Annotated in this window: 9 protein-coding genes; all 9 read right to left on the bottom strand. The window is 53.1% G+C overall.

Features of this window, described 5'->3' with window-relative positions:
* Positions 1-53: 53 nt before the first annotated feature.
* The 9 genes from LAO76_05655 to LAO76_05615 all read right to left on the bottom strand — a co-directional run bounded on the left by LAO76_05655 (position 54) and on the right by LAO76_05615 (position 14,576).
* Positions 54-2,402, bottom strand: a complete 2,349-nt coding sequence (locus LAO76_05655) for a S9 family peptidase (protein MBZ5490400.1) — start codon at positions 2,400-2,402, stop codon at positions 54-56.
* A 169-nt stretch (positions 2,403-2,571) separates the two neighbouring features.
* On the bottom strand, positions 2,572-3,168 hold the full coding sequence (locus LAO76_05650) for a DinB family protein (GenBank protein MBZ5490399.1): 597 nt from the start codon (positions 3,166-3,168) through the stop codon (positions 2,572-2,574).
* 238 nt (positions 3,169-3,406) lie between these two features.
* Complete coding sequence (locus tag LAO76_05645; protein MBZ5490398.1) at positions 3,407-5,944, bottom strand: ABC transporter permease; 2,538 nt, start codon at positions 5,942-5,944, stop codon at positions 3,407-3,409.
* A 58-nt stretch (positions 5,945-6,002) separates the two neighbouring features.
* The gene (locus LAO76_05640) at positions 6,003-7,103 is read right to left on the bottom strand and encodes a hypothetical protein (protein ID MBZ5490397.1); all 1,101 of its coding nucleotides are present in this window, start codon (positions 7,101-7,103) and stop codon (positions 6,003-6,005) included.
* A gap of 26 nt (positions 7,104-7,129) precedes the next feature.
* Positions 7,130-8,761: a cyclic peptide export ABC transporter gene (locus LAO76_05635; GenBank protein ID MBZ5490396.1), complete on the bottom strand. Its 1,632-nt coding sequence runs from the start codon at positions 8,759-8,761 to the stop codon at positions 7,130-7,132.
* 110 nt (positions 8,762-8,871) lie between these two features.
* Positions 8,872-10,167, bottom strand: coding sequence for a cation:proton antiporter (locus tag LAO76_05630; GenBank protein ID MBZ5490395.1), 1,296 nt, complete (start codon positions 10,165-10,167; stop codon positions 8,872-8,874).
* A gap of 95 nt (positions 10,168-10,262) precedes the next feature.
* Positions 10,263-11,900, bottom strand: a complete 1,638-nt coding sequence (locus LAO76_05625) for a cyclic peptide export ABC transporter (GenBank protein ID MBZ5490394.1) — start codon at positions 11,898-11,900, stop codon at positions 10,263-10,265.
* Between the two features lie 76 nt (positions 11,901-11,976).
* Complete coding sequence (locus LAO76_05620; protein MBZ5490393.1) at positions 11,977-12,912, bottom strand: hypothetical protein; 936 nt, start codon at positions 12,910-12,912, stop codon at positions 11,977-11,979.
* Positions 12,909-14,576 carry an MBL fold metallo-hydrolase gene (locus LAO76_05615; GenBank protein MBZ5490392.1) on the bottom strand — a complete coding sequence of 556 codons (1,668 nt, stop codon included), beginning with the start codon at positions 14,574-14,576 and terminating at the stop codon, positions 12,909-12,911. The genes LAO76_05620 and LAO76_05615 overlap by 4 nt, the downstream gene beginning before the upstream one ends.
* Between the last annotated feature and the right edge of the window lie 102 nt (positions 14,577-14,678).

The raw sequence follows: 14,678 nt of genomic DNA, 5'->3' as shown, positions 1-14,678 counted from the left end.
GATGGCGGATAACTCAACGGGCCCGGCCGGCCAGCACTCGTGTTCCGCGCTGCTTACGGCGAGCTCTTTGACGGACCCTTGATTTCATAACCCTGCGGGGGTTCAGCGCCCATCAGATAACGTACAAAGTAGTCCCAGCGCCGCCGCATCGGGTATGGGTCCCAAATGTAGAGGTGGTCGCGATTTGGCAACAACAGCAAATCAAAGTCCTTGTTCGCCTTAATCAGCTCATTCACAAGGAGCAGAGTGTTATACGGCGGCACATTGTCATCCATGGTGCCATGTATCAACAGCAGATGCCCTTTCAGATTCTTGGCAAGATCCTGAATGGTCTGATTATCATAGTTGCTCGTACCATCCGGGTTGCTCACCAGCAAGCCCTCGTATCGCTCGCCCCAGTCATCTTCGTATTCGCGATTGTCATAGTTGCCCGATTCCGAAATACCGACCTTGAAGAAGTCGGGATAACGGAACAAGGCGGCGGCGCTGGCAGATCCTCCGCCCGAGTGTCCCCAGATGCCGGCGCGATCAATGTCAATCCACGGAAACCGCTGCGCCAACTGCTTCATGCCCGCAACCTGATCCGGCAGCGTATCGTCGCCCATGTTTCCGTAAGACGTATCACGAAACTTCTTTGACCGTAGCGGAGTTCCCATGCCTTCGATCTTCACTACGATAAAACCCAGCTCGGCCAGGCACTCTGCATCGCCATGCGCCGCAGCAAATCCCCACTTGCCAAAAGCGGTCATGCCGACGCTGCCCCATTGCGGGCCGGGATAAATGTCGTTGATGATGGGATACTTTTTTGCAGGATCGAATTTTTTTGGCTTGAACAGCAGACCATAAACATCTGTGACCCCATCGCGCCCTTTCACCGAGAAAGGGACAGGAGGCAGCCATCCTGCGGCCAGCAACCGCGAAATGTCGGTCTTGGCAATGGTTGCCAGCAGTTTGCCCGACGAGTCGCGCAATACGGTAACCGGCGGACTATCCAGCGTGCCATACGAATCGGTGAAATACTTTCCGGAAGGTGCAAGCGCAATAGTATGGTCGCCATCTTCAGGGGTAAGCAGCTTCAGGTTTTTGCCATCCAGGTCGATACGGTAAAAGTGTCGAAAATAAGGATTCTCGCCAGGCTCTTTTCCCGCCGCCAGAAAATACGCAACTCGCGCCTTCTCATCCACCCACACAAGTTCCGTGACCACCCAATCACCACTTGTAATCTGGTTCTTCAGTTGACCAGTCGCAAAGTTATAGAGATAAAGATGTCCCCAGTTGCTGCGCTCGGAGAACCAGATCACTTCATTGGAACTTGCCAGGTACTGCCAGTTTGGGCGCCGCCAGCCGGACTCATATTGCGTAGCCACTTTCTCTTCCAACACGTCCCGCACCTCACCGGTAAAAGCATTGGCTACTCGCAGCGTGGCCTGCTTATGGTCGCGCGAACTGGAGACAAACACCAGGCTAGATGCGTCCGGGCTCCACTGCACGTCCGTCAAATTCCTGCTGCACCTCACGTCATCACAAAGAGTTGTCCGGTGTTGGTCAGGAGGCATTTTCAGGCGGATGACCTTGTGCGTGTCCAGGTCAATGACCACCCTCTCGATCATGGTCACCACCTTATCGCCGGGCAGAGGATATTTCCACGTTAACAGTTTCGGATGCCCCAGCTTGGTTTCCACCAGATACATGTCGCCCACATTACGCTGGTCCTGCTGAAACGTGGCAATTTTTCTGGAATCAGGCGACCACAAGAGCACAGGACCATCGCCGTGGGTCCAGCCTGCGTTGTTCGTCGCATAGCCGTAATCTTTCACGCCATCGGTCGTAAGCTGAGTCTCCTTGCCCGTGTCTAACTCCCGCACCCATAGGTTATAGTCGCGGATAAAGGCCGCTCGCTTCTTGTCTGGCGATAGCATCGCACCGTGCGGAGTGTCGTCGTGTATCAATTCGCAGGAATCGCCTTTCAAGTCGCACGCCCAGCGCTTGCCTTCAATGCCGAATAAAATTCCTTTTCCATCGGCTGAATATTCAAAGCGGGTAAAAGGTAGATGCCACCTGTCATAGCTCTTGCCCGCAGCCTTCGAAAGAGCCGATGCTACTTTGGCATGATCAAAGGCCGGCTCTCGAGTCTGTTTGATCGGATCGAATACCACGAACTGGTTCCCTTCCGCGGATGAATCGCGGTACCAGAAGCGCCCATCAGCAAACCACGCCGGCTGAATGTTGTGAAAAACCAGCCGATCGGCATTATAGTCCATGAATTTTTCGGCGCGCGCGTAGTCCGCGGCCGTCAGGGCCTTCTGCTGAGCGATGGCAATACTGCAAAACAGAAAGCACGCCACACCGCATACGACTTTCAGTGAATACACCAATGAGGTGGCAGCTGTTTTTAGCGGCATGGTTGCCAAATCCTTATTTTTATCTTTAGTAAAACTTCGAGATGAGATCGGGCTTAAACAGCTCTTCGTCCAAAGGCCCTTGGGACGCAGGCTCCATTTATCGAGAGCTGTTGCGCCGGATGGGCGCACAAGCTAGATTCATTCACCCCAGCTAGCCTAAGGATGGCGATTAATTCGACGATCGCCGGCTGGCTGGTGGCACGATTCCATTCATCCGTAGATACTCAACCATCTGTCCATAATGGTCGAAGGAGTGGCTGACGGCGAATTCGGCCCGGGAGAGGCGAAGCGACTTGCTGTTTCCCAAAGGCTGTAACATGTTCTGGTCCGTCAATGTAGCGGCAGCCTTGCGAGCGAAAGCAAAAGACTCTTTCAGGAACTTGATAATATCGGCTTTGGTCTTCAGGTTGTCCGGACCCTTCCCATCATTGAAAACCTCTGGTGTCTTATCGCCAGTTACTGTTGCCCACAGAAAATAGTTTGAAGCGGCAATATGCTTAACTTGCTGGGCAAATGTACGCACGCCCTTGTATTCACTCCCGGCAATGTTCAAACTTTCAGGAGAGAAGTTAAATTTATCTTCCGGCATTGCTTCGGCAGCGTCCACCACTTCCTTTTCGGTATCGCTGAGCTGGCGTTCCACCATGGAAGCTAAGGTGGGTTGCGCCGATTGCGACTGCGCCGCGGCGCTGCCCTCGATATTGTGCACCAAGCCGGCCAGCGTAAGGATGGCTACAAGCAGGAGGAAGGTCCGTATTCGCTTCATCGGTGACTCTCCTTAATTTTGATTCGTGTTAGCGTATCATGCGACCAGGTTTTCTTTAACCAGGTTTGCATCTCCCGCTCCTGAAGGTCCCAGAAAAACCGAGCTCTGAGGCATTAAACCACGGTGATTCTAGAACTGGTACGCCAACTTAGAATCGAGTTGGGTCTCGCGTTAAATGGCAAATCCCGTCCCTGGTAAAAGTCATAGCTGGCATCCAAGAATGTTCGTCCCATCAATCTTATTCGTTGCGAAGAGCCATGATCGGATCAACGCGAATCGCACGCCGGGCGGGGAGATAACACGCCGCGAACGCGACCAACGTAAGCACGGTCGTAACTCCGATAAATATGACTGGATCGGCAGGCCGCACGCCATAAAGTAGGCCGGCCATCAAGTGCGACACCATCAGCGCAACGACCAGTCCAACAGCAGCACCCACAATCGCCAGGGTCAGTCCCTGACGCAGAACCATCTTCAAGACCTTTCCTTGTTGCGCCCCCAGTGCAAAGTAGATGCCGATCTCGTGTGTACGTTCACTCACGATGTACGAGATCACCCCATAAATACCCAACCCGGCAAGAAGCAGCGCCGTCAAGGCAAATAAGGCAATGATTTCCATCGAGAACCGCCGCACAGCGAGAGAATCGGACACGACTTCATTCAGTGTCTCAGCTGCGTAAATGGGGAGCTCGGGGTTCACCGACTGCACCAGTTGGCGAACTTGCCCAGGAATGGCAGCAGTGTCCAGACGTCCGCGCAAAAATATTGCCAGATGGTGTTCGCCCCGCTGGTACAGAGGGGCATATACTTGTGGAACGTTTGCGCTCTCCACCGATTCTGTCCGCGCATCCGCGACAATGCCGATCACCGTGGTCCAGGGAGACGACGCCCGAGTAAACTTCACTCGTTTTCCTAAAGCATCTTCATTGGGCCAATAAGTCTTGGCCATTGCCTCATTGATCAGGGTCACTGAAGGCGCCGTGTCATAATCCAAGTCAGTGAATAAACGGCCGCGCAGCAGCGTCATACCCATCAGGTGAAAATATTCCGGCGTAACCCTCGCCGCATTGACCAAAGGAGCATCATTATTGGTAGTCTGCGTTCCGCGTCCTTCAAAAATCACACGGAACACACTTAGGTCCCTTTGATCGTGACCCAGGGGAACCGCAGCCTTATTTCCGATGGCCGCTTCTTCGACCCCCGGTAGGGCCCTACTACGACGAAGTATTTCTTGCAAGAACGGCGTCTCCAGCGCAGGAGTTCCGTAGAGGTCGGCCTTGGGGTCATTTGGAGAAGGCAGCCTCATCCGTATCATCATGACGCTCTGGGGATTGAATCCGAGCCGCACATTGAGCAAGTCCCAGAAACTGTGCAGCAGAAGGCTCGCAGCAATCATTAACACCAACGAAAGAGCGAACTCTGATATCACAAGCAGGCGGCGCGTGCGCACCTGTCTGTCGGAACCGCTTGAGCCGCGCCCTTCCTGTTTGAGCACATGAATCAAGCTCAACTTACCGGCATGCAGAGCGGGAGCCAGGCCGAAAAGTACACCCGTAAGAAGAGAGGCGCCGAGGGCAAAAAGCAAAACGCTCCAGCCAATGGATATCTCATTGAGCTGCGGCAGATTGTCGGGGACCAGTCGCAAGAGAAATCTTCTGGCGAAGAAGAGAATTGCTAAACCCGCTGTTCCGCCAAGCAGGGAGAGAACCAAACTTTCCGTCAGTAATTGACGCACCAACTGCCTGCGCGCGGCGCCGAGCGCCTGGCGAATGGCCATTTCTCGTCCTCTCGCGCTGGCCCGCGCCAACAGGAGATTAGCGACGTTCACGCAGCCGATCAGCAGGACCAATCCCACGGCGCCAAATAATAGAAGCACCGGGCGGCGGACATCACCGACCATGACTTCTTTGAGCGGCACCAATCGCACCTTCCATGCAGCTTGCGCCGGATAATCTTTGGGAAATTGTTTCTGCAAGGATGCGACCAGCGCATCTACCCGGCTCTGGGCCTCTGCAACCGTGAGTCCAGGTTTAAGTCGCGCAATAACTCCAGGCCAGTGACTATCTCGCCCCGGAGTACTATTGCTTGGAAGGAATGGTGGACCTGCGAAGCCCCCTGCAAAAAAAAGTTCCGCATTTCTCTCGGCTGGTGTTCCTCCGGGATTGTGAAAACCAGGTGGCATGACGCCAACGATCTGATATGAGTCGTTGTCGGCCCGTATGGTTTTGCCCAGAATATGAGGATCACTCCCAAACGCCCGCTTCCATAATCCGTCACTCATGACAGCTTCGAGATTAAATCCAGGTGTTGGGTCGTTAGGATCGAAGATGCGGCCCAGCTGCGGTTTGACGCCCAGCAGGGTGAAAAAACTCGGCATAACAACGACTGATTTGGCCAACGTAGGCTGATCTGAGCCTGTTAGATTGCATTCATCGAACACATCCGGTGAAATCCATTGAAAAATACCGGAACGCTGAAAATCCCACACCTCCGGGATTGACATCCCGACATCGTGGCTGCCTACACCTGGAAGATCATCCTGGATGCGTACGAGTTGGTCAGGCTGGGGGTACGGCAGTGGATGCAACAGCGTAGCATCCACTATACTAAAAATGGCCGTCGTCGCTGCAATTCCTAGAGCAACCGTCAGCACCGCAATGATAGTAAAACCAGGAGCATTACGCAGCATTCGCAATGCATAGCGAAGGTCCCTTAGGAGATTGTCCCACCAGAGTCCGCCACCGAGGTCGTTCGCCTCATGATTGTCTGGCAACATAAATAAAGCACCTCGCCCAGGATAGTTCAATGTTCTAAATCATTTTGTTCCAGGACACTCACTGTTCGAAATTCATCTTACGCATCAATTGTTTAAAGCGTGGCTCCTGGCGAAGCGGATCCATGACGGGATCGACCTTCAAACGATTTAACCAGCTGCTTCGCTGCCGGTAATCCTTTTCTATCAAGCTTATGGCGCGATCCTTGTCCCCCAAGGCCACATAAACTGCCGCTAAGCGATAGGGAACATGGTCACGGGCGGGATGGTGTTGAAACCGCTCAAGGGTGTCCTTAAGATTTGTCTTATCTCCCGCCATGGCATAGGCATAGGCAAGTCCCGCCAGCGAACCCGCATCGCCTCCCTCAGAGGCCAACTTCAGCTCTTCAATTCCTTTTTCAAATTGGCCTTGATGAATGTACACGAATCCCAGGAAGAAATGGGTGTTTAGTGCTTTGCTTTTGCGCAACGCCTCCAACCCTTCGGCAACCGCTGCGTCGTCCTTGTGCTCCCAATAGAGGACCTGCATCATTGCCCGGTTGGGCGTAGCGTTTTTTTCATCCAGCGTCTGTGCCAATTTAAGCTGTGCCTCGGCTTCCTCAAACCTGCCCATGGTCCCCAAAAACAGCCCATAGTAAACATATCCTACAGCGGCCTTTGGGGTGAGTTCAATCACCCGCTTCATTTCTCTTTCAGCTTTGGGCCAGTCGTACTCATTGTCGTGATAGATTTCGGCAAGGGTTGTATGCGCGCCAGTCAAACTATCATCCAGCGCTATAGCCTTGAGCGCAGCTGCCTCCTGCTCGCGGTACACTTTTCCCGGTTCCAGGCTACCGGGGGCAGAAAAGCTGGCTGCATCCAGCGCATCTGCCTGCCCGAGGTATGCCAAGGCGAGTTGAGGGTCCTTCTTTGCAGCCTGACGGAAGAGTTTCAGTGCCATCTTGGCGTTCTCCACTGATCCGCCGAGCCATGCTTTTCCTTTGCTGAGATAGTCCATCCCCTGGATATAGAGCTCGTTGGCCTCAGGATTTTTTGAATAAACCTTCTGGTCGGCTGCTTTCGCCGGATCGCCTCCATCCTCAGTGAAAAAGTTGGAGAACGCGAAAGCTGAATAAGCCAAACCGAAAACCAGATAAAATAAGAGAAGAGATCGAATTTTCACAAGTTGCCTCCTGATTTTCAGATTGTTTAAACGGTCTGTGCCACATCCGGTACTGCAATGACGCTTCCGCAGTCCAGACGAATGATACGATCCGCGACGTTGTAGTATCTGTCGTCATGACTAATCACCAGAACAGCCTTACCCCTGGCCTTCAATTCCGGCAAAAGATTGTAATAGAAGACTCTCTTGAAGAACGGATCCTGGTCGGCAGCCCACTCGTCAAAAACATAAATTGGACGGTCCTCTATATATGCGGTCAGCAAGGCTAAACGCTTGCGCTGGCCCTGGGAGAGTTTCGTCGTAGATAAGGCACCCTCTTTCACTTCGACTACATGATCCAATTCAAGTTGAGCCAGATAGTTTTTAGCATGCTCGTCCAGTTGGGTGCTTTCCAGGCCCAGGAGACGATCAAAGAGGTGAAAGTCAGCGAATACGGCAGAAAAATGCTGGCGATAGTGTTCCCGGTTTGCATCTGTGATCGTTTCACCGTCCAGACGCACCTTGCCACTCGCCGGAGCATAGAGGCCAACCAGGACTTTGACCAGAGTCGTCTTCCCACTGCCGTTGCCGCCTACAAGGAAGACGATTTCTCCTGGCACGAGGCTTAGATTCACAGGCCCGACAATGAAATCATGAATCTCCCCCGCCCGATGGTAGGCAAAGGTGACGTCGGACAATTCCAGGCGGCTGAACTCATATTTGGTGTCCTCTGGGAGGGCAGAACCCGGTTCGGCATGAAGGGCAGTCAAACTTCGCTCGAAGTCATCAATCTTTTGGAGCGCAATCGCCGCCCGCCTGTAATCACGCATAGCATCTCTGGTGAGGACACCCTGCAAGGTGGCCATCATGAATACAACAACCATGGTGTAGCCAATCCGCTCCTGGGGATTGAGCTTGATCAAAGGTATAGCAAGCAAGAGTGCGCCGAGAAGTACAAAACCCGATGTCTGGGCCCAAGCTGTGGCTGCCGTCGACGCCGTCATGCCTGAGACATTGTGAGCGCGGATCGCAGACGCAGACGGTTGGAGAACCTGGGAAAAAAAAGCTTTCCGGCGCCGCTGATTCAGCTTGAGTTCCTTGGCGCCGCCCAGAAGCGTCCGAAGATGTTGATAGAGACCGTCCGTTGCTTGCCGTGATAATCGCAGAGAGTTTGCCGCCTTAGATGCCGGGAAACGGTAGATTGCCAGGCAGAAAACAATGAATCCAAGCGCAGTTACAAATGCCAGCCGCGAAAGCCAGCCCAGATAAACCAAACCACCGGCGAAAATTACCAGGTTGAGGCAGGCGGTAGGAAGAGTCAACATCGCGTTGCCTAATACCCGGAGGTCTTCAGTCAAAATGACGAACAGCCGGTGCGCCCCCTGGTCTTCCAGAAACCGTAAAGGCGCCCCAGCGATCTTCCGGGGCAAACGCATTTGCAGGTCGAAGACCCCTTTTTGGGCCGCCTGCGAAATCAAAATATCGGCGAAGAATCGGCCTAGTGGCAGCAGTAGGCAAAAGCCAACAAAGCTCCAGATAACAAGTTCTTTGGAAACCGGGCGCCCTTGCAGGACAATACTTACCAGGGCCAGTAGCATGATGCTACTGCATCCGCTCAGAATGGTTAACGCTATGGCGGCCACAAACCGGCCTGGATAATTACGCCAAAGAAATAACATACACTTAATCATGTGTGTACCAGGTATCCTTCCCTAACTAAGCAATGATCTGCAGCAATCCGTTGCACAAAGCTTCTCCCATTGCCAGACTTGCGGCCGTAAATTCAGATTCAAGAGGCAACCGGGAATTCCGGCGCCGGTTGAACAACAGGTTCAGGAGCGGCAGCGGGGGTTAGCAGCGGCCAACCTTTGCGCAAAACGTAATCCAGCCACGCTCCCGCAAATTGAGAAGTCAGAACCGCAGCCAGCACGAGCGCTGTGTAGAACTGCGGACTGATAATCCCAGCATCGAAAGCCACGCTTGCCAAAACAATACCTGGTCCACCACGCGCGTTAGTTGTGATGGCCAGGTTGATCAGATCCATTCCGCGAAAACCTGCCAATCTGCCGGCCAATGCGACAGAAGCAATCTTTACGCAGCAACTTCCAACGAGGAAAGCAATAATCATCCAGAGTGATATGCCCCGGACCAAGTCAAGCTTCAATCCAACAATGGCGAAGTAGACAGGAATAAAGAACGCAAATGAAACTTTCCCTATGGCTTCAATTGCATCTGCAAACAACCTGCTCCTCTCATGCACAACGGCAAACCCGGCTAGAAAAGCTGCAAACACAAGGCTTACTCCAAGCGCGCCAGCCACAACGCAATATCCAAGCAGAAGGGCAAGGGCGTAAGCCACCGGTGACTGCCTGGCAAATACATTAAGTGGTGATGTATTCAGCCGCTTTACTATTCGGGGGACAAGCGTTAACCCGAGCACGAAGAAACCTGAGGTAATGAGCAGATGGGATGAGATCTGCCTTGCATCGAGCGCCCTATTGCTGGCCAAGGCCGTTGCCACTGCGAGGGCCAGCCACAATACCATATCTTCGAACACCGCCACGCCGAGCACGAGCCGGGCAAACCGTGTGTGCAGGATTCTGAGGTCGGCAAAAATCTTCGAAACCACGGGTACTGACGTAACTGCCACAGCCGCCGCAAGAATGATGATGAGGGAGATGCGGTTGCCATTAGGTCCAGCCAAAGCAGGATGAATTAACCATCGGCCAAATATCAGCCCCAGGACAAAGGGCATACCGGTGCCAAAGATCGTCAGCCATCCCACTTGCCGCCTCTCATGGCGATCGAAGAGTTGCTGCGTCTCAGCTCCGGAAAAGAACATCAGTAATAGCAAGCCCAGCCAATAGACGAAGCTCAGAATGCTGGCCTGCTGCTTGACCACGTCTGTGATGACCGATGCAAATGGAAAGCGGCCAATCAGTGCGGGGCCGATTAAAATGCCGGCGAGGATTTCACCTACGACTTTCGGCTGCCTCAGCTTGACGAATAGCCAACCGAGCAATTGCGCCAATGTGACAAGGAGCAAAAGTACCAGGAAAACGGAAGTTAAGTCGGCGTTTGTCATCTGTACTAATTACTTTTTTAAAGTTATTTTTTTAAAGTGCGGACGGGCGGTTTGGTCAGATCCAAATGCGTTCAACCGGCGCGTCTATGTTCGGCTCAGCATGCAGCAGGCACACCATCGTAGATGATCTTTCCACTTTCCAACTTGATCATGCGGTCTGCCACGTCGAAGTAATGGTCATCATGGCAGATGATGAGAACAAGTTTGCCTTGTGCCTTCAGGTCCGGCAAAAGGTCACGATAGAAGAAGTCCTTGAATTCCGGGTCCTGGTCGGCAGCCCACTCATCGAATACATAAATCGGACGGTCTTCCAGGGTTGCAGTGAGCAAGGCTAAGCGTTTCCGCTGTCCTTGTGACAGCTGTGTTGTGGAAAGAGCTCCATTCTCAACAGTAACTACACGGTCCAATTGGAGTCGCTCTAAGCGTTCCCGTGCGTGCTTGTCGAGGTCCGGTTTCTCCAGGCCCAAGAGGCTTTCGAAAAGATAAAAGTCATAAAAGATCGCAGAGAAATGCTGGCGATAGAACTCTCTGTTTTCATCTGTGACGAGCTGGCCATCCAGCAGAAGTTCCCCGGTCTCTGCAGGATAGAGCCCGGTAATGATTTTGGCGAGAGTCGTCTTGCCACTGCCGTTTCCGCCTGCCACCAGAACCAATTCGCCCGATTTCAGATTGATATCTATGGGCCCAAGAGTAAAGGCTTCCTTCGCCTGCTTGCTGTGGTAAGCATGGGTAATCGCCTTCAAAGTTAAGCGCTCGCACCTGGGGCCAGCATCTGTAGCTAAGTCTGGTTGAAGTTCCTGTATCCCGGGGCCCTCAAGCTGCCGGGTCAAACCATCCAGTGTTTGCAAAGCTATGTCGGCTTTCCCGAGAGGCGGTATTACATTCATGACAAACTGCAGCGCGGAGGTGATATAGAGCACAGTAATAATGCTGCCAGCCGGGACTCCAATGCCAGAATGACGCCCGATGGATGAAAAGAGAATCACCCCGATGGCTGCAAAGACCAGCATCTGCCCAAGACTATTGGCCATTCCATGGAAGTTGAAAGCACTGATCAAATATTTGAGCCGTGCTGCCGCCGGGCGGCGCAATACCTGAGAAAGAAAAACATGCCGTCGGCGAGAATGCAGCTTCAGCTCTTTCACGCCTTCAGTCAAATCCTTAAAATAGCCCCACAGGACATTCAACTCATCACGGGCTCCCTCCCATTGTTTCAGGCACAGCCTGATTGGCAGGTGATACACCAACAAACCTAGAGCCAGAAATCCAAGAACCAAAAGCAATACCTGCCATGACAGCCAGCCCAGGTAAATGAGGCCGCTGAGCGCAATCGCCATATTCAGGCACAGCGGTGGTATTAGTTGAAGTGCCTCCACGATTCCGGGGATATCATCCGTAAGAGCAGTCATGAGCGGCTCGGGCCCTAGAATTTCGAGACGACGCAGTGCAGACTGAAGGACCCGGCGACTGAGCCGCATGCGAAGGTCAAACAGCTCTGCCTGGGCCAGACGCAGTAAGATCACCTCGGAAATGAAGCGGGTCAGCGGCAGAAACAAGCAGAGCGCAAGAAGAACACATAGCAAGGTAAAGGTTGAATAGCGGTTGCCTCCCCTCAACACGTTCCCGAAGAGCGCAAGCAGAACCATGCTGCTGAGGCCGCTGATTATGCCGGCGATTACGGCAACGAGCAGTTTAGAGCGTGCGTTACGCGCGAAAAATCGAATTACATTCATAAATTCCTGAGCACATTCCTGCTAGTGCAATGACCGTTTTCATTTATGGAAGAAGATTACGTGGACAAAGTGGGGCTTAGTGGACTGGATGGACGGTGTCATGCGGCTCCAGCGCAGAGACCCCTGACAAGCTGACGTCCTCCGGAGGCCCCTCATCCAGGACAGCAACCCAATTCTCGGCTTCCGCAAGATGAGCAGTCTCAATCCGCTCCACCAGGTCCTCAAGCGTGCCTTGATTCGCACGCCATCTTTCAAGAATGCCGGTGAGTCGATCCGGCATAGTTCGTAATTCGGCAATGAGTGTGGCGTACCGTTCCAACTTGGTACTGGCGCCCAACACAAGGCTGAAGAATGCGACGATGATGACCCATGCGCTGTACCCCTGGTTGTGGGTGAAGGTTAAGACAATCGCAGCTAACGCCGCAATACTGGCCATGACATATTCCATTCTCAGCCACTGGGTTTGCATTTCAGAAAATTCTTTGGCGGCCCTTCGAAACGTACTGACCTTACGCGTGACACGCTCGGCGATATAAGCGTCCACATCGAGCGGCCCAAGTGGAGGCAACGATTTCGGATCTGGCTCCGCGAGGTATTTTTCGATCAATTTCACTTTTTCAAAGATGGCATCCCGGCGCCGCAACAGCGTGGCTTCGGGATTACCTCCAAGATGTCCGGAATAGGGACCAGTCGAAGTCCGGTAACGATACATTTCGCTCATGAGCGATGCCCCAGCCGCTGCGGCGAAGACCCAAGCCTGGGCGCGCTCCCTTTGCAGCCCTTTCGTCCTTATCACCAACACTAGAGCCAGTGCGGCCGCTCCGGCATAGCCAGCTAGTTGCGAAACTGCCGGATGCAAGGTATGCGTCTGCAACGCGACAGCTTCCAGGATTGCGCCGGCAAGAACCAATATGGCCATGAGCCTATAGCGCGCCCAATTACTGTCCTTCACCCTGAAGGCTGTCTCTGACCACCGTCGCTGGTCCAAAGCTACAGTTTCCAATATCGTCATACAATACTCCTTTCCGGTGCGCCTGCTGCAACGCTCTGGGCTTCATCTGGGGCGTCTGGCGCCATTCTGGGTTCAAGCAGGATTTCCTTATCGCCGAACAACCTTTCCGCAACGATTCCCTGTTCGTGACATGCCTTGATGAGCTTGTTTGACTCAACAATGGGACGCGATTGCTCCGTGTATTTGAGACTCATCATGTAGTTAAGCCACGGCTCCTGGCCCATGGCGTATACGTAGACATCGCGGCAGCCGAAGGTGTTCGCAATGTGCATTCCCTGTTCGCAATTCGAACCCGACAAGCGGCGCGACGCATCCATACCGCGGTCTAATTTTTGGGAGAGCAGCGGACCATAGAGCCACGTGAGCGGTGCTCCGTCACACTCCATACCAAGAAACAGGGCATCGATTTCTCCAATCTCCCGGCGCAGGTGCTGATACAACCTTGGTTCAATGGTGCACGAGTCCGCCGCGAACAGCAGTGAATGTGGGCCCATCTTCACCAGCCACGCCAGTTTCGTCTTGATGTTCAAATCGGCATGTTCTCCCATGAAGGGAAGACCGGTGATGCAAACTTTGCCGGCGTGGACTTCTTGCATTTCGTTGATTTCGATTACATTCTTGAATCCACAGTTTTCCAGCAGGAGCTTCAGCGAGGGATCCTGCAGATGGCCATCACCGTTGCGTGGAACAAGGATAGTTCTGATCTTGTGGCGAAGCTGAAGCAGGGTTTCGAAAAGAATGTGGTCCGGATGGCCGTGAGTAATCAGCACGTAATCAATATGATCGGGCAAATCGAGATATGTGAATCGAGAGATACTACTCTCATAGGTATAACTCAGCACCGGATCAAGCAGAATAGACACGCCCTGGGACTCGACAAGAATGCACGCGTGCCCAAAATAACGCCAGCGCACTCCGGGACCCATATAGTTGGGGTAAGCGGGCGGCGCTTGTTCGGTAAAGAAACTACGGACCAGAGCCTCGCTTTCGGGAGGAACTCTTAGCAGTTCCCGAATCTCCTCCCATGCCCGCGGTATTTCTTTCAATCGGAACAGCTCATCCACGACTTCATCCGAGAAACAAACTGGCAGATGGAAGCGATCTTCAGATTCGAACCTCGGCGTGCTCAAAATGAATGGCCGGTCATCGCTGCCGATGGTGGATAACATCAAGCTTTGCTGGGAACGATCATAAAACTCACTGCGATACAGAAGCGACTCAAACAACCGGAAGGAGGGCTGGTTGTTCAGGTCATAGACGAGTTCCACATACCCACGAAGTATGTCCGGCACCTGGGGATAGAGGGGATGCAGGCTGTAGCCTTTGGCGCTTCCCCGAACTAATTCATCTAAGGTCTTTAGCGCCGCAGACAGTTTGATCAGGGACGAACGGTCGCGCTTGATGCGGTCCCTCAGGGCCCGGACTTCCTCAACGTGCTTGCCATCCAGATCTACAAATGGCCCGCCCAGCAATTTGGGATTTTTGGCTGCAGAAGCATGGGCCTGCGGGTTGCTGATATATGAGTCCATAATGGGGATGTGTCTCTCTGTGATATTCCTGGCCGCATTCGCGGGCGGAATGAGCTGCGGCCACGCATACCAACGATCGATTAAAGGCTCGACCTGGATATTCTGACGTAAGTACAACGGCTCGCTATTCAGCATCATCTCTCCTTGTCAATTGGAATTTGCAGTGCTCGCGAATATTTTTATTGAATGTCATCCTTCGCCCACGTTGTCTGCTCTCTGCATGGTCACAACTTCCAG

This window comes from Terriglobia bacterium (assembly GCA_020072645.1).
Lineage (GTDB): Bacteria > Acidobacteriota > Terriglobia > Terriglobales > Acidobacteriaceae > Angelobacter.
The sequence above is the reverse complement of the archived record's forward strand: the minus strand, read 5'-3'. Positions and strand labels throughout refer to the sequence as shown.

Bases quoted from the DNA above. Each gene is read 5' to 3' on its own strand.
- LAO76_05615 (MBZ5490392.1), bottom strand. From the start codon at position 14,576: ATGCTGAATAGCGAGCCGTTGTACTTACGTCAGAATATCCAGGTCGAG.
- LAO76_05625 (MBZ5490394.1), bottom strand. From the start codon at position 11,900: ATGAATGTAATTCGATTTTTCGCGCGTAACGCACGCTCTAAACTGCTC.
- LAO76_05650 (MBZ5490399.1), bottom strand. From the start codon at position 3,168: ATGAAGCGAATACGGACCTTCCTCCTGCTTGTAGCCATCCTTACGCTG.
- LAO76_05620 (MBZ5490393.1), bottom strand. From the start codon at position 12,912: ATGACGATATTGGAAACTGTAGCTTTGGACCAGCGACGGTGGTCAGAG.
- LAO76_05655 (MBZ5490400.1), bottom strand. From the start codon at position 2,402: ATGCCGCTAAAAACAGCTGCCACCTCATTGGTGTATTCACTGAAAGTC.
- LAO76_05635 (MBZ5490396.1), bottom strand. From the start codon at position 8,761: ATGTTATTTCTTTGGCGTAATTATCCAGGCCGGTTTGTGGCCGCCATA.
- LAO76_05645 (MBZ5490398.1), bottom strand. From the start codon at position 5,944: ATGTTGCCAGACAATCATGAGGCGAACGACCTCGGTGGCGGACTCTGG.
- LAO76_05630 (MBZ5490395.1), bottom strand. From the start codon at position 10,167: ATGACAAACGCCGACTTAACTTCCGTTTTCCTGGTACTTTTGCTCCTT.